The sequence below is a fragment of the Novosphingobium sp. MD-1 genome (genome assembly GCF_001014975.1).
GTDB lineage: Bacteria > Pseudomonadota > Alphaproteobacteria > Sphingomonadales > Sphingomonadaceae > Novosphingobium.
The window spans coordinates 130212-145531 of sequence record NZ_BBXA01000033.1; the positions used below are offsets into that span (position 1 = coordinate 130212).

At 65.8% G+C, this 15320-nt stretch carries 15 protein-coding genes and 2 tRNA genes; 10 read left to right on the top strand and 7 right to left on the bottom strand.

All coding sequences use genetic code 11. The features are described from left to right. The first annotated feature begins 12 nt into the window (after positions 1-12). From ilvN to NMD1_RS18300, 3 genes are all read left to right on the top strand, one after another. A complete protein-coding gene (ilvN, locus tag NMD1_RS18290) occupies positions 13-528 on the top strand; it encodes an acetolactate synthase small subunit (RefSeq protein ID WP_124809189.1) in 516 nt (171 codons plus the stop codon). 149 nt (positions 529-677) lie between these two features. After that, positions 678-1697 carry a ketol-acid reductoisomerase gene (ilvC, locus tag NMD1_RS18295; RefSeq protein WP_124809116.1) on the top strand — a complete coding sequence of 340 codons (1020 nt, stop codon included), beginning with the start codon at positions 678-680 and terminating at the stop codon, positions 1695-1697. A gap of 204 nt (positions 1698-1901) precedes the next feature. Next, positions 1902-2291 carry an I78 family peptidase inhibitor gene (locus tag NMD1_RS18300; RefSeq protein ID WP_125956270.1) on the top strand — a complete coding sequence of 130 codons (390 nt, stop codon included), beginning with the start codon at positions 1902-1904 and terminating at the stop codon, positions 2289-2291. An 18-nt stretch (positions 2292-2309) separates the two neighbouring features. Here NMD1_RS18300 and NMD1_RS18305 read toward each other — a convergent pair whose 3' ends face one another. Beyond that, a complete protein-coding gene (locus NMD1_RS18305) occupies positions 2310-3443 on the bottom strand; it encodes an epoxide hydrolase family protein (RefSeq protein WP_125956272.1) in 1134 nt (377 codons plus the stop codon). A gap of 254 nt (positions 3444-3697) precedes the next feature. Between NMD1_RS18305 and leuA the strand changes: the two genes are divergently transcribed. The 3 genes from leuA (at position 3698) to NMD1_RS18320 (ending at position 7611) form a co-directional block, all read left to right on the top strand. Beyond that, complete coding sequence (leuA, locus tag NMD1_RS18310) at positions 3698-5368, top strand: 2-isopropylmalate synthase (protein ID WP_124809119.1); 1671 nt, start codon at positions 3698-3700, stop codon at positions 5366-5368. Between the two features lie 119 nt (positions 5369-5487). Next, entirely contained in the window at positions 5488-6537 is a 1050-nt protein-coding gene (locus tag NMD1_RS18315; RefSeq protein WP_124809120.1) for an amidohydrolase, read from the top strand. A 93-nt stretch (positions 6538-6630) separates the two neighbouring features. Beyond that, a complete protein-coding gene (locus NMD1_RS18320) occupies positions 6631-7611 on the top strand; it encodes a nitronate monooxygenase family protein (RefSeq protein ID WP_124809121.1) in 981 nt (326 codons plus the stop codon). A 3-nt stretch (positions 7612-7614) separates the two neighbouring features. On the opposite strand, the gene NMD1_RS18325 is transcribed toward NMD1_RS18320, so the two are convergent. The 4 genes from NMD1_RS18325 to NMD1_RS18340 all read right to left on the bottom strand — a co-directional run bounded on the left by NMD1_RS18325 (position 7615) and on the right by NMD1_RS18340 (position 10737). Next, a complete protein-coding gene (locus NMD1_RS18325) occupies positions 7615-8121 on the bottom strand; it encodes an AHH domain-containing protein (protein ID WP_233497801.1) in 507 nt (168 codons plus the stop codon). Beyond that, positions 8112-8852 carry a hypothetical protein gene (locus NMD1_RS18330; protein WP_125956275.1) on the bottom strand — a complete coding sequence of 247 codons (741 nt, stop codon included), beginning with the start codon at positions 8850-8852 and terminating at the stop codon, positions 8112-8114. The genes NMD1_RS18325 and NMD1_RS18330 overlap by 10 nt, the downstream gene beginning before the upstream one ends. A gap of 109 nt (positions 8853-8961) precedes the next feature. Continuing rightward, the gene (locus NMD1_RS18335) at positions 8962-9441 is read right to left on the bottom strand and encodes an NAD(P)H-dependent oxidoreductase (protein ID WP_125956277.1); all 480 of its coding nucleotides are present in this window, start codon (positions 9439-9441) and stop codon (positions 8962-8964) included. 6 nt (positions 9442-9447) lie between these two features. Continuing rightward, positions 9448-10737, bottom strand: a complete 1290-nt coding sequence (locus tag NMD1_RS18340) for a hypothetical protein (RefSeq protein WP_233497803.1) — start codon at positions 10735-10737, stop codon at positions 9448-9450. Between the two features lie 140 nt (positions 10738-10877). On the opposite strand from NMD1_RS18340, the gene recJ reads away from it, so the two are divergent. From recJ to NMD1_RS18360, 4 genes are all read left to right on the top strand, one after another. Continuing rightward, positions 10878-12653: a single-stranded-DNA-specific exonuclease RecJ gene (recJ, locus tag NMD1_RS18345; protein WP_125956279.1), complete on the top strand. Its 1776-nt coding sequence runs from the start codon at positions 10878-10880 to the stop codon at positions 12651-12653. Between the two features lie 80 nt (positions 12654-12733). Further along, positions 12734-12808, top strand: a tRNA-Glu gene (locus NMD1_RS18350). 60 nt (positions 12809-12868) lie between these two features. Further along, positions 12869-12943, top strand: a tRNA-Glu gene (locus tag NMD1_RS18355). 412 nt (positions 12944-13355) lie between these two features. Next, positions 13356-13811, top strand: a complete 456-nt coding sequence (locus NMD1_RS18360) for a carboxymuconolactone decarboxylase family protein (RefSeq protein ID WP_125956281.1) — start codon at positions 13356-13358, stop codon at positions 13809-13811. Between the two features lie 141 nt (positions 13812-13952). Here NMD1_RS18360 and NMD1_RS18365 read toward each other — a convergent pair whose 3' ends face one another. Both NMD1_RS18365 and NMD1_RS18370 read right to left on the bottom strand, forming a co-directional pair. Continuing rightward, on the bottom strand, positions 13953-14480 hold the full coding sequence (locus NMD1_RS18365; RefSeq protein WP_125956283.1) for a carboxymuconolactone decarboxylase family protein: 528 nt from the start codon (positions 14478-14480) through the stop codon (positions 13953-13955). Positions 14481-14518: 38 nt separating this feature from the next. After that, positions 14519-15283: an SDR family oxidoreductase gene (locus tag NMD1_RS18370; RefSeq protein ID WP_124809127.1), complete on the bottom strand. Its 765-nt coding sequence runs from the start codon at positions 15281-15283 to the stop codon at positions 14519-14521. Between the last annotated feature and the right edge of the window lie 37 nt (positions 15284-15320).

The window sequence follows — 15320 nt, forward strand, 5'->3', positions numbered from 1 at the left end:
AACCTTACAGTGATGAAGATCAAGGAACAGGCGTCCGAACGCCACGTCCTGACCGTCATGGTCGACAACGAAGCCGGCATTCTTGCCAAGATTGCCGGCCTGTTCACCGCGCGCGGCTATAACATCGACAGCCTGACGGTGGCGGACATCACCGACGAGCACGACGTGAGCCGCATCACCATCGTGACGCACGGCCCGCCGGAAATCATCGACCAGATCCACGCCCAGCTGGAACGGCTGGTGCCGGTTCACAAGGTGACCGACCTGACCGAGGTGGGGCCTTACGTCGAACGCGAACTGGCGCTGATCAAGGTGGCCGGCACCGGCGACGCGCGCGTGGAAGCGCTGCGGCTGGCCGACGTGTTCCGCGCCAAGGTGGTGGACACCACCACCCACAGCTTCGTGTTCGAACTGACCGGTACGCCGGACAAGATCAACACGTTCGTGGGCCTGATGCGCGAACTGGGGCTGGTCGAGGTCGGCCGCACCGGGATCGTCGGCATGATCCGGGGCGCGAACGCCGCCTGAACGTCAAACCGATCCTGCAACGGACATTCTGAAGAACTACGTCACCCCGGCTTGTTTCGGGGTCCATTTTTCCCGATAGGGCGGCGCTGAACGGCCCCGATGGATGCTGAACCCGCTTCAGCATGGCGAACTGGACGAGGGAAAGCACAATGAAGGTTTATTACGACGCCGATACCGACCTGAACCTGATCACGGGCAAGAAGATCGCCATCCTGGGCTATGGCAGCCAGGGCCACGCCCACGCGCAGAACCTGCGCGATTCGGGCGTGAAGGAAGTGGCCATCGCGCTGCGCCCCGGATCGGCCAGCGCCAAGAAGGCCGAAGCCGCTGGCTTCAAGGTTCTGGCGAACGCCGATGCCGCCGCCTGGGCCGACGTGCTCATGATCCTGGCACCGGACGAACACCAGGCCGCGATCTACGCCGCCGACCTGCACGCCAACCTGAAGCCCGGCGCGGCGCTCGCCTTCGCGCACGGCCTCAACATCCACTTCGGCCTGATCGAACCGCGCGCCGACATCGACGTGATCATGATCGCGCCCAAGGGCCCGGGCCACACCGTGCGCGGCGAATACGTGAAGGGTGGCGGCGTACCGTGCCTTGTCGCCGTGCATCAGGACACCACCGGCAACGCGCACGACATCGCCCTCGCCTATGCCTCGGGCGTTGGCGGCGGCCGTTCGGGCATCATCGAAACCAACTTCCGCGAGGAATGCGAAACCGACCTGTTCGGTGAGCAGGCCGTGCTCTGCGGCGGCGCCACCGCGCTGGTCCAGGCCGGGTTCGAAACGCTGGTGGAAGCCGGCTACGCGCCGGAAATGGCGTACTTCGAATGCCTGCACGAACTGAAGCTGATCGTCGATCTGATGTACGAAGGCGGCATCGCCAACATGCGCTACTCGATCTCGAACACCGCCGAATACGGCGATATCAAGACCGGCCCGCGCATCATCACCGATGAAACCAAGAAGGAAATGAAGCGCGTTCTGGCCGACATCCAGTCGGGCCGCTTCGTCAAGGACTTCGTGCTCGACAACCGCGCCGGGCAGCCCGAACTGAAGGCTTCGCGCATCGCCGCCAAGCGTCACCCGATCGAGGAAACCGGCGCCAAGCTGCGCGCGATGATGCCCTGGATCGGCGCCAACAAGCTGGTCGATCAGACCAAGAACTGATGGCGAGGCACCGGGGCGCCGCCGCTGGCGCGCCCCGGCCCTTCCGGGCTTCGGCGTGCTGCCAATGCACGTATCCCAAGGGTGCGGGCACGGTCCGCACCGTTTTTATTCCACAAACATCTCCTCCATTCGACGAATGGCAATGGACCAGTAACTTCTGTCTGATTATCTCCATTCTGGAGACATCACGAAGGATAACTATCCATGGTTCGCGCACTGGCCGTTTCGGGCGGGCTGGTCCTGTGCAGCGCTCTTGGCGGGTGCGATTCCAAGCCGTCGCAACAAGCCGAGGAATCGGGTGCGAAGGCTTATGAAGCCGTCGGCGCTTTCGACGACGCTCCCTCAAGCGCGGGCAGCGAAACGGCGGAACTTGCCGACCCCCTGCCCGCGGCCAGCTGTGGCGCGGAAAAGGTGCAGGGTGTTCTCGGCAAGCGCGAAACGCTCGATCTCCACCTGGCGGTGCGCAAGGCGGTCAACCACGAAGTGATCCGTTGGGTTCACCCGGGTAACGTCGTGACCGAGGATTTCGCGCCCGAGCGCCTGAACGTGATGGTCAACGAGAACGGCTTGGTGGTCTCCGCGCGCTGCGGCTGAACCGCGCGGTCTGTCCGTTCAGCGCATCTTGCCGAATGCGATCCGCAGTTCGCGTACGAACGCTTCGGGCTGCTCCCATGCCGCGAAGTGCCCGCCCTTCTCCATGTCTCCCCAGTGGACGAGTTTGCGATAATGCCGTTCCGCCCACTTGCGCGGCGTGGGCAAAATCTCCTTGGGAAACGCGCTGACCGCTACGGGCAGATCGATATCCTTTGCCGCGAAACTGCCAAAACTTTCCCAGTACAGACGGGCGGAGGAAGCACCGGCCGCCGGCAGCCAGTACAGCATGATATTGTCCAGAATGGCGTCGCGATCGAGCGCGTCTTCGGCCCGTCCGGCATTGTCCGTCCACGCCCACATCTTCTCGTAGATCCAGCCAGCCAGCCCCACGGGCGAATCCACCAGTCCGTATCCCACCGTCTGCGGGCGGGTCTGCTGCTGCTTCGAATAGCCCGAATCCCAGTCCTGATAGTGCTGGAGCGCGGTCAGCGCGCGGACTTCGGCGGGCGAAGGCGCTGCCAGGTCCTCGGGTTGCGGCCGGGCGATGGGCATGTTGAGGTGGATACCGGCGCATCCCTCGACCTTCTGCAGCGCGATCGCGGTCGTCACCGCCGATCCCCAGTCTCCCCCTTGCGCGAACCAGCGCGCATAACCCAGCCCGCGCATCAGTTCACCCCAGGCCCGCCCGATCTTTTCGACGCCCCAGCCAGCCTGCCTCGGCTTGCCCGAAAAACCGAAGCCCGGCAGCGCGGGAATGACGACATGGAACGCATCCTCCGCCGTGCCGCCGTGCGTTTCAGGATCGGTCAGCGCCGCAATGCAGTTGCGGAACTCCAGGATCGAGCCCGGCCAGCCGTGCGTCAGCACCAGCGGCGTGGCGTTTTCGTGACGCGAACGGACGTGCAGGAAGTGGATCGACAGTCCGTCGATCCGGGCGGTGAACTGGCCGGTCGCGTTCAGCCACGCCTCGCACCGGCGCCAGTCGTACTCTTCGCGCCAGTAGCGGACCAGTTCGCGCAACGCCGCCAGCGGCGTGCCCTGCGACCAGTCGTCCACCGTTTCCTGTTCCGCCCAGCGCGTCATGTCGATCCGCCGGTGAAGGTCGTCGATCTGCGTCTGCGGAACGTGGAGCGTGAACGGTTCGATCTGCATGTGCGCGGGTATCCTCTCCTTATCGCAGGTGCAGCCCGCACCCGTCTTTCGTGCGGCATTCATTCTGGACAAGCGCTCGCGAATTGACCATAGGCTTGTGCCATGATCGCTCGGCTGGACCTTACCCTTCGACTTATTCGCCCTTGGGCGTGAGCTGACGCGTCGGTCCCACGGCGTGCGCGGCGCCCAGGGGACACAAATCGCACGTCACATTACAGGGCCACAGCGGCCTGCAAGCTCCGAGTTTTCCCGAGATGACCATGTTGAAAGACCCTTCGGTCAAGTACCGCCCGTTTCCGCAGATCGACCTGCCCAACCGCCAGTGGCCCAGCCGCACTATCACCAAGGCGCCGCGCTGGCTTTCCACCGACATGCGCGATGGCAACCAGTCGCTGATCGATCCGATGGATGCCGACAAGAAGCAGCGCTTCTTCGATCTGCTGGTGAAGGTGGGCCTCAAGGAAATCGAAGTCGGCTTCCCCAGCGCCGGCGCGACCGAGTACGATTTCATCCGCGGTCTGGTCGACGGCGGCCACATTCCCGATGACGTGTTCGTCCAGGTACTGACCCAATCGCGCGACGACCTGATCAAGACGTCGTTCGAAAGCCTGGCCGGGGCCAAGCAGGCGATCGTCCATGTCTATAACGCGGTATCGCCGCTGTGGCGCACGGTGGTGTTCGGCATGGAACCGGCGCAGATCAAGGACATTGCCATCGCCGGGGCCAAGAACCTGCGCGATCAGGCCGCGCGCTTCCCGCAGACCGACTGGCATTTCGAATACAGCCCGGAAACCTTCTCCACCGCCGAACTCGATTTCAGCATCGCCTGCTGCGAGGCGGTGATGGACGTGCTGCGGCCCACGCCCGAAAAACCGATCATCCTCAACCTGCCGGCCACGGTGGAAGCGGCAACGCCGAACATCTACGCCGATCAGATCGAATATTTCTGCCGCAATCTGCCGAACCGCGAGAGTGCGGTGATCTCGCTGCACACCCACAACGATCGCGGCACCGGTGTCGCGGCCGCCGAACTGGGCCTGATGGCCGGCGCCGATCGCGTGGAAGGTTGCCTGTTCGGCAATGGCGAGCGCACCGGCAACTGCTGCCTCGTCACCGTCGCACTCAACTTGTACACACAGGGCGTTGATCCGGAACTGGATTTCTCGGACATCGACCAGGTGATCCAGACGGTCGAATATTGCAATCAACTGCCCGTGCCGGCCCGCCATCCCTATGGCGGCGAACTGGTGTTCACGGCCTTTTCCGGATCGCACCAGGATGCGATCAAGAAGGGCTTTGCCGCGCAGGAAGCGCGCAACGACCAACTCTGGGCCGTGCCTTACCTGCCGATCGACCCCGCCGATCTCGGCCGCAGCTACGAAGCGGTGATCCGCGTCAACTCGCAATCCGGCAAGGGCGGCTTCGCCTGGGTGCTGGAACAGGACCAGGGCCTCAAGCTGCCAAAGAAGATGCAGGCGCACTTCAGCCGGCACGTGCAGGAACTGGCGGACGAGGTTGGCCGTGAACTGCAGGCGGGCGACATCTGGGACGTGTTCCGCAAGGTCTATCGCCTTGAATCCCCGCAGCACTTCCAGCTTGTCGACTATGAGGAATCGCGCGCGCCCGATGGCACCCGCGTGTTCGCCGGCAAGATCGAGATCGACGGCCAGATCCAGACCGTCAGCGGGCGTGGCAACGGCCTCATTTCCTCGGTGGTGGCTACGCTGCGCGAGGGGTTCGGCGTGGACATCGAGATTCGCGACTATTCCGAACACGCCATGGGCAGCGGCACCAATGCGCGCGCAGCGGCCTATGTCGAATGCGCGCTGCCCGACGGGCGCGTGATCTGGGGTGTGGGCATCGACGAGGACGTGGCCACGGCCAGCGTCCGCGCCATTCTCAGCGCGGCCAACACCGCGCGCTGATAGCGTTTCACCGATCGGTTAAAATTCCGAGGGCATCCCCCTTGCCGCTCTTGCTTCTTGTGTGGCCTGCTCCATAGTTCGGTGCAGGCCCGCAAGAGGCCGTGCATTTGGGAGCCGACATGCCTGAAGCGATTCTGGAACCTGATCTTCCGATCATCGACCCGCACCATCACCTGTGGGATCTGTCGCCGCTTCTGGCCGCCTTTCCGGAACCGCATCACCCGTTCATCCAGGCGGCGGCGCTTTCCCCGCTCTACGTGTTCGATCATCTGCGCGCCGATGCGCAGAGCGGGCATCGCGTGGTAGGCACCGTCTATATGGAATGCGGCGCGTTCTATCGCGCCGACGCCCGCGCAGACTTGCGCCCCGTGGGCGAAGTGGAATTCGTCAACGGCGTCGCGGCGCAAAGTGCCAGTGGCATTTATGGCGATCTGCGCGCCTGCGCCGCGATCATCGGCCACGCCGACCTGACGCTGGGCGATGCGGCGCAACCCGTGCTCGAAGCGCTTGCGGCAGCCGGCAACGGCCGCTTTCGCGGCATCCGCCACCAGGGGGCGTGGGATGCCGACCCCGAAGTGCTCGGGCCGCCGTTCCACGCCCCGCCCGGCCTGCTCGCCAGCGATGCCTTCCGCGCCGGTTTCCGCCACCTCGCCCCGATGGGGCTGACGTTCGATGCCTGGGTGCTGGAACCGCAATTGCAGGACGTGATCGATCTGGCGCGCGCCTTTCCCGATACCACCATCGTGCTCGATCACTGCGGCACGCCGCTCAACATCGCCAGCTATCGCGGCAAGCTGCCGGACCGGTTCGATACCTGGCGGTCGGCCATCCGCACGCTGGCCGAATGCCCGAACGTGTCGATCAAGCTCGGCGGCCTTGCCATGGCCTTCTGCGGGATGCCCGAGGAAGGGCCGGCCGAGGGCTTCTCTTCGATCGCGCTCGCCGCGATGTGGCGGCCCTATATCGAAACCTGCATCGATGCGTTCGGGCCGCACCGCGCCATGTTCGAAAGCAACTTCCCGGTCGACAAATGGGGCGCTGACTACGTGACCCTCTGGAACGCGTTCAAGCGCCTGTCCGCCGGCGCTTCGGCGGCGGAAAAGCGCGCGCTCTTTGCCGGAACCGCCGCGCGGGTTTACGGGATCGAAGACGTCCTGCCGGCCGGCTGAACGCCACGCCCGCGCGAACCTTTGACTTGACGCGCGCGACTGCATATGCAGCCGTTAATCGATCGATTAAACGAATTGCGAGAGAGCTGATCCATGCCGTTGCCCGCCCTGTTCCAGAACCTGCGCCTCCCCGTCATCGCTTCGCCGCTGTTCATCATTTCCGGGCCAGAGCTGGTGATCGCCCAGTGCAAGGCGGGCGTCGTCGGCAGCTTCCCCTCGCTCAACGCCCGGCCGATCAGCCAGCTTGACGAATGGCTGCACCAGATCACCGAGGAACTGGCCGCGCACAACCGCGCGCATCCGGATCGGCCGGCCGCTCCGTTCGCGGTGAATCAGATCGTCCACCGCACCAACAACCGCCTCGATGAAGACATGGCGTTGTGTGAGAAGTGGCAGGTGCCGATGCTCATCACCTCGCTCGGCGCGCGCGAGGACGTCTATCAGGCGGCGCACCGCTGGGGCGGCATCGTGCTGCATGACGTCATCAACGACATGTTCGCACGCAAGGCGATCGAAAAAGGCGCGGACGGGCTGATCCCGGTGGCGGCCGGCGCGGGCGGCCACGCCGGCGCGCAGTCCCCCTTTGCGCTGGTGCGCGAAATCCGCAGCTGGTTCGATGGCCTGATCGCGCTGTCGGGCGCCATCGCCCACGGCAATTCGGTGCTGGCCGCGCAGGCGCTAGGCGCGGACTTCGCCTATATCGGCTCCGCTTGGATCGCCACGCACGAAGCACGCGCGATCGATGCCTACAAGCAGGCCATCGTCGACAGTTCGGCCAGCGACATCGTCTATTCCAACCTCTTCACCGGCGTTCACGGCAACTATCTGCGCAGCTCGATCCAGAACGCTGGCCTCGATCCCGACAACCTGCCTGTCAGCGATCCATCGAAGATGAACTTCGGTTCGGGCGGGAACACCGACGCCAAGGCATGGAAGGATATCTGGGGTTCGGGCCAGGGCATCGGCGCGGTCAAGGCCGTCGAATCCGTGGCAGAGCGCGTCGCCAGGCTGGAACAGCAATACAAGGCGGCGGCCAGCGCCTTGGCCGCGAACACCGCACCATTCCTGTCCTGACTTTCACGCGGCGGTCCCGCTCCACAGGAAATCGGCCATCCTGTCGAGGTGGCTGAAATCCAGAGCGGGATCGCGGCGGTTGAGTGGCGCCCCGCGCCATCGCGCGGGATCCAGCAGACGGCGACGCAACGCGCGCTGCAGCAGGTCGAAACGCATAAGCGCCTCGATATCCGCCCGGTCGCCGTGCCGGGCACGCACCTTGCGCCAATGGAACTCGATCTGGCCGGCCCGGTCGACCACCACCTCGTTGTAGCGCCGGTGCGGCCCGCGATGCAGCGGAAGGCCGATCCTTTGCGCGGCACGTTCGGTCGCAGGCAATAGCAAGCCGTTGCGGCGGAAATCCTCGAAGCCGAGCCGGTCCGATCCCAGATACCGGATCATACCCTCCAGCGAGCGCTGCCCCAGCAACTGGCGGGGCAGAAGATGGTGCCGCTGAAGGCCGGGCGCATAGCCGGGAAGGCCCGGTGAATTGACCAGCCGGAACGGCAATGCCGGACGCGTCAGCGGCACCGCACCAGGAGCTTGTCGCTGCCATCAGGCTCGATGCGCACCGCGCCGCCGCCTGGCAGCAAGGCATCGCAAGGCCCGTCCACGCGCCCATGCGCGACCAGCCAGTCCGTGAGCCGCACTGCCACGCGTGCATCCTGATCGGCCGAAACGCCAGGCCGCGGACGCAACGCGAACTCCTGCCCTGTCAGGAACGCCAACCCTTCGCTGGCAATGCCGCCATCCCGCCCCCGGTGCAGCGCCGTCAATGCCAGAGCGGGGAACGGCCCCCCCGCAAGCCACGCGCCGCAAGCCTCGGTGAACCACGCCGGCGACATGACCGTGCGAGCGGGACACCACGCCACCGCCCGCAATCCCGGCAGGGTGGTCAAATCGATAAGCAGGTCCGCCATTACCCGAAGCACAGGCAACAACCTTCCGGCACCCGCCAGGTGCGGCGACGGAAGGAGATCGACGGCGTACAGTGCATCCACGTCCAGGTCTTGAGGCAGTTCCACCCGATGCACCAACCCGTCAATGTGGAGCGCCTGGGCTGGGGATAAATGCCCCATGTCGAAGGTCAGCCCCTCGTGCAGCAGTTCCACGATGCCGGCATGCTCATCGGACCAGTTGGAAACGGAAAAACGCCCGTGTAGTGCCGAGATATCCGCGATCTGCCCCGCGTCGGGCCGTGCTTCCGGGTCGAACAGCAGCGCGGCAAGCCGGCTTTGGCCCTTCGTTCGCTCACCCGTCAATGCCTGCTCTCCCGCACACCCTGCACCAAAGCGATGGTATCACCGCACCACGGCGGGTCCATCCCGACTTAGGACCGACTTGGACAGCATCGCAGCAGGCAGGCGACCTTCAGAATATCCCCATCTCCAGCCCCCGTGACAGCGCTTCTCCCAGCGCCCCGGCCGCTTCGAGGTGTTCGGGCGGCACGGTCTTCAACGCCTGGATGCGTTCCGGCGTCTGCGCATCGAGCAGGACAGTGATAGGATCGGCCACGCGGCGCAGCCGCCAGCCGGTGGCGATCCGGTCGATCTGCCGCCGCGCGCCTTCCCCGTCCGATCCGGCGGCGATGATCGTGGCATAGGGCCGCCCCTCGATCCGGCCCAGCAACGGGTAATAGGCGCAATCGAAAAACTCCTTCATCGCGCCGGTCATCGCCCCCAGATTTTCCGGGCAACAGAACAGATAGCCGCCGGCATCCAGCAGCATGTCGGGCACGGCGTCGGCTGCGGCGATCAGACGAACCGGCCCGCCGCGCGACGCGCCGCCATACGCGGCGTGCGCCAGCGCCCGCGCCGCGCCGGTCCTGCTATGCCAGATGATCGCCAGCATCCGCTGTCAGCAGCCGTCCTGACCGCCCGTGGGTGCGCCCAGCGCGCCGCCGATCAGCCCACCCAGCCCGCCGAGGCCACGCTTCTTCGGCTTGGTTGGGCATTCGCGCTGCGGCTGCGCCCCGTTCGCCGCGCCAAGGCCTTCCATGCCGACGAGGAAGCCGGTCATCGAACGGTGGCGAATACGCGCGGTCCATTCCGGCTTCCACGCGATTTTGGGATCGGCGGGACGCGGCGGATAGGCGAAGTCCTCCTCCGGGCCATAAGCGTAGATCGAACCGAACATATAGTCGGGCGCGGCCTGCTTGACCTCTGCCGGCACGGTGCAGGTCGTCGTCTGTGGAGACAGCACGGTGCGGTTGGCAACCAGCCGCGCGACGGTGGAGGGCGCCAGCCAGTCCGCCAGGCCGCCGCCGAACTCGCGCGTCGCGCTGGACGACCACCACACGATATCCACCGGCTGGTTCCCACCCCGCGCGCCCTGCTTCCCGCCGATGATCGAGGCATGATAGCCGGTCGCGCCGGGCAAGGCGTTCCAGCGCAGCAGCGTGGCCCCGCCCGGCTGCGCGGCAGACGATCCCTGCAAGGCGCCCATGAAGTCCTTGGTCAGCGTGAAGTTGATGTCGGGCGCGTAATTGCCGGCAATACGATGCGCGCCGATCAGCGAGCTGTCGGGCCGGGCCGACTTGCCATCATCCGACGGCCACAGGCCATAGGTCCGGCTGTTGGCCGGCGTGACATAGCGATCGAGCGGCACCGCACTGGACCACAGGCCCGGCGGCATCTGCCCCGCCGCGATCTTGGCGAAATCGATAATGACCGGCTGCCCCTTGGGCGCGTGTTCCCCGCAGCCCCAGAAGATCAGCATCCGTCCGGTGGGCCGCTCGAAATGCGTCTCGCCCGGCGCGGTTGGCGTGCGCTCCGGCGTCTTCAGCGCCACCGATTTGCCCAGCCGCGCGCCGGCCGGCATGAAATGGTCTGCCTTGGGCTTGCCATCGGCCGCGGTGCGGCTGGAGCCGAGTTCCAGCCACAGTTCGTGCTGCGCGCCACCGCCGCCGCCAAAGGCCATGCCCAGCGCAGCACCCATGCCGCCGCCGCGCATCCCAGCCATGCCGGATATGGTGCCGGCGCGCATCTCGTAGCGCGCGACCGGCGCGGCCGCGTTCTGCGCGGTCAGCACGCTGCCACCGGCGATCAGCAACAGGCCGCCGCAGGCCAGCATCCGCTTCGTCGTCATCAGGTTGCCCATGTCATCCCCCGTGGTCATCCCTCGTGGCAGCGCGGGAACCGGAAGCACGCTCCGGAAGTCCGCGTGTGATCCTGTGCGACCATCATGGCGTTCTTTTGCGCCGAATTATGTGACTCAAGGCATTGTCCGCCATTGATTACAGTCAACCGCTTTGCGGCCCTTTGGCAATAGGCTAGCGCATCCGGATCATGATCCCGATTTCCGCTGTCACCCATTCCTTCTCCGGCCTCGCCTGGCGCTGGCGCGGCGGCAACATGGACCTTGGCGGCTGGCACGGCAGCCTGGCCGACGATCTCGTCAACCAGCTTCTCCTGTCGCGCGGCGTCGCGCGCGAAGATCTGGAGCGCCACCGCCGCCCCACGCTGCGCGATTTCATGCCCGACCCCTCGCTGTTCCGCGACATGGACGTGGCGGCGGAACGGCTGGCCTCCGCCGTGGCCGCGCGCGAGGCGATCACCGTCTATGGCGATTACGACGTCGATGGCGCCACCAGCGCCGCGCTGCTGATCCGCCTGCTGCGCGACCTTGGCGTGGAAGCGCGCGCCTATATCCCCGACCGCCTGCTCGAAGGCTATGGCCCCTCGGGCGAGGCGCTGGTCCGGCTCGCGCGCGAAGGCTCCTCGCTGATCGTGACGGTCGATTGCGGGGCGATGGCGCACGAAGCGCTGGCCGCCGCCCATGCCGAAGGCGTGGACGTGATCGTCGTCGATCACCACAAGTGCCCGCCAGAGCTTCCCATCACCGCCGCACTGGTCAATCCCAACCGGCTGGACGAAAGCGACGAGGCGGCCCTTCACGGACACCTTGCCGCTGTCGGCGTCGCGTTCCTGCTGGCCGTCGCCACGGTCCGCACGCTGCGCGCGCGCGGCTATTTCGATGGCCGCCCCGCGCCGGACCTGATGGGCCTGCTCGATCTCGTCGCCCTGGGCACCGTGGCCGATGTGGCGCAGTTGAAGGGGCTCAACCGCGCGCTGGTGGCGCAGGGCCTCAAGGTCATGGCCAAGCGCGAGAACACCGGCCTTGCCGCGCTGATCGACGCCAGCCGGCTCAACCGCGCGCCCACCTGCAGCGATCTCGGCTTCGCGCTCGGCCCGCGCATCAACGCGGCGGGGCGTATCGGCGATTCCTCGCTCGGCGTGCGCCTGCTCACCACCAGCGATGCGGAAGAAGCGCGTGACATCGCGACGCGCCTTTCCATGCTCAACGACGAACGCCGCGCGATCGAACGGGCAGTGCAGGAAGCGGCCGAAATGCAGGTCGATGGCCAGCACAACCGCGCGGTCAACGTCCTCGCCGGCGAAGGCTGGCACCCCGGCGTGATCGGCATCGTCGCCGGACGTATCAAGGAAAAGACCGGCAAGCCCACGCTGGTCATCGCGCTCGACGCCGACGACGCCGGCAACGGCAAGGGATCGGGCCGTTCGATCGCGGGGGTGGACCTAGGCGCGGCGATCATCGCCGCGCGCGAGAACGGGCTGCTGGTCGCGGGCGGCGGGCACGCCATGGCCTGCGGCCTCACCATCGATCCCGCCACCCTCCCCCGGCTGGCCGACTGGCTGGACGAACGGCTGGCGCGCGATGTCGCCTCGGCGCGCGCCACGCAATCGCTGCTGCTGGACCTGTCGCTCAACCCCGGCGGACTGACCCCCGATCTCGTCACCACGCTCGAAGCCGGCGGGCCGTATGGCGTGGGATGGCCGGGGCCGCGCATCGCCGTGGGGCCGGTGCGGCTGGTCAAGTGCGACCTGGTTGGCACCGATCACGTCCGCATGGTGGCAAGCGGGGCCGATGGCCGGTCGTTCAAGGCCATCGCTTTTCGCGCCGCCGCCAGCGAGCTGGGACAGACGCTGCTTCACGGCACCAGGGGCCGTCAACTCTGGCTCGCCGGACGCGCCCGGATCGATGACTGGGGCAGCCGCCCCGCCGCCGAATTGCACGTCGAGGACGCGGCATTCGCCGACTGAGGAAAATGATGAAATCGGCGCTTGACGGACCGCCCTCACCCCCGTAGAGGCGCGGTCCTGCCCAGCGGCGCTAGCCCAGTGGCCCCTTCGTCTAGCGGTCAGGACGCGGCCCTTTCACGGCTGAAACACGGGTTCGATTCCCGTAGGGGTCACCACTAGCTTCCGCCCGATCAGGCGCGGCATGGTGCTTTTTCATCGCCCGCCCGACCTACATCGGCCCCTTCGTCTAGCGGTCAGGACGCGGCCCTCTCACGGCTGAAACACGGGTTCGATTCCCGTAGGGGTCACCAAAAAATCAATGGGCGATCGTCGACGTAGTGGGTCCTGCCCCCACCCGATGCAGGCAACTTCAGGAAAGCGTTCGACGCTCACCAGCTTGAGGTCGCCAGTCATTCTCGGCGCCCCATACCCACAAAAGGGCAACGGACATCGGTTCGTGCGGAGAATGAAGCCGAAACGCTTCGGTGATGTCGCGCGCCGGTTCCTCACGCTCTGCTGGGCGAACACCGTAGCATTCCAGGATGATGCGATACATCGGCTGCCCTCCGGGTTGCTGGCACCTTTCCAACCACGGCCTATCCGGCTGTGACATGATCCCGCCCCCACCCCGGCAAAAAATCGACGGGCGTGTCACATTGCGCCCTCCTGCGTCGTCAAGTCGATGATCCCCTCTGGGCGGCACCGAAGACGAAGGAAGCTATCATGAACGAAACCACCAGGCTGACCTGGCATGAGATCGCCCCGCAGGGCGCCAAGGCGCTATACGGCGTCCACCACTATGTGACCACGGGCACCAATCTGCCGGAAGAGCTGATCCATCTGATCTCCCTGCGCGTGTCGCAGATCAATGGCTGCGCCCATTGCATCGACCTGCACACGCGCGATCTGCTGAAGACCATGGCGGTCGACAAGGTCGTCCTGCTGCCGGTCTGGGCTGAAGTGCCTCACCTGTTTTCCGACCAGTATCGCGCGGCCCTTGCCTGGGCCGAAGAGGTGACGCTGGTCAGCGAGACTCATGCATCGGATGAAGCGTACGCGGCGGCGGCGGCGGCGTTCGCGCCGAAGGACCTGGTCGATCTCACGATCACGATCGCAGCCATGAACGCTTTCAATCGGCTCGGGGCGCCCTTTCGGTTGCCGGTGAAGGCACAGGCCTGATCCCCATCGCCATCTCCCGCGCCGCAGCACCTGTCCGGACGTTAGCGGTCACTCGATAAGGTCGCAGCACCATGCGGTTTTCAAAACGCATGGTGCTGCGAAAATTGCCGGCTTTGGTTGCGACAACCTGGGATCGTGGCCCTAGATCGAGGGGAAATCCACGTCCGTGCCAGCCACGTTGTTGATCAGGTTGGTGAAGAAATTCTCCGCGACCACCGCCACGATTTCCACGATCTGGCTGTCGCTGAAACCGGCCTGGCGGATCGCCGCGATGTCTTCTGCCGAAACCTTGCCCCGAGCCTCGGCCACCTTGCGAGCAAAGCCCGTGGCCGCAGCAGCATGAGGATCAGCGGAAGTGCCCTGCCGCGCAAGGTCCACTTCCTCCTTGCTGAGCTTGGCGAAAGTGTAGCCGGTGAAGGTGTGAGCGGCGTCGCAATATTCGCAACCGTTCACCGCCGCCACGGCAAGGGCGATCCGCTCGCGGGTCTTGAGGTCAAGCGCCTTGCCCAGCCCCTGGTTGAGCGCGGCGTGGGCATTGATCACCGCCGGGCTGTTGGAGAGCACGCGGAAGAAGTTGGGCACGCGGCCCAGCTTGCCGTTGATCGCGCCCAGCGTGGCTTGCGATCCTTCGGGGGCCGCTGCGGTTTCGGGAATGCTGATGCGGGACATGATACGTTCCTTTCGTCTTTCTGACTGTCGACCGCGGCTCAGGCGCCGGTCGGGATGGGGTTTTCGACAAGGCTCTCGTTGAAGGCTTCGAACAGGGCGTGTTCGTTGGCGCCGGGGTTGTCGCGCATGGCCTTGATCCCCTCGACGATCACCTCGGGCGCGTCGGTCGCCAGCGCCACCAGCGTCTGCTCGATGAAGTCGGGCAGCGGCATCGCGCGGGGATCGCCGCTCTTGTAGATCAGGTCGGTATCGACCCACGGCGGCGCGATTTCCTGCACCCGTACACCGGTGCCACGCAGCTGGAACCGCTGCGACAGCGCATAGGAATGGAGCGCGGCCTTGGTCGCCGAATAGATCGCATTGCTGGCGATCGGCACATAGGCGAGCACGCTGCTGGTGTAGAGCACGGTCGCCTCCGCCTTGGTCTTGAGATGCTCGATCAGAGCGGATGTCACCCGGATCGGCCCGAGCAGGTTGGTGGTGATCAGCTCCTGCGCCAGGTCGTCGTCCACGGGGCCGGCAACGTCGTCGAAGGGCATGAAGCCGGCGTTGTTGAAGACGACGTTGAGGTCCGGGAAACGCTCGATCAGTTCACGCGCGGCGCCCTGGATGCTTTCGAGGCTGGTCACGTCGAGCTGGATCGACGCCATGCCGGGGTTGGCGGCCGTAACCTCGTCGAGCAGCGCGGTGCGGCGGCCCGAGATGATCACCTGATTGCCGAGCTTGTGAAGCGCCTCGGCTAGGCCACGGCCGATACCGCTGGTGCCGCCGGTGATGAAGATGGTGTTGCCGTTGAGTTTCATGGGAATGGGCCTTTGATCTGGAGAGGGTGTGAGGCCG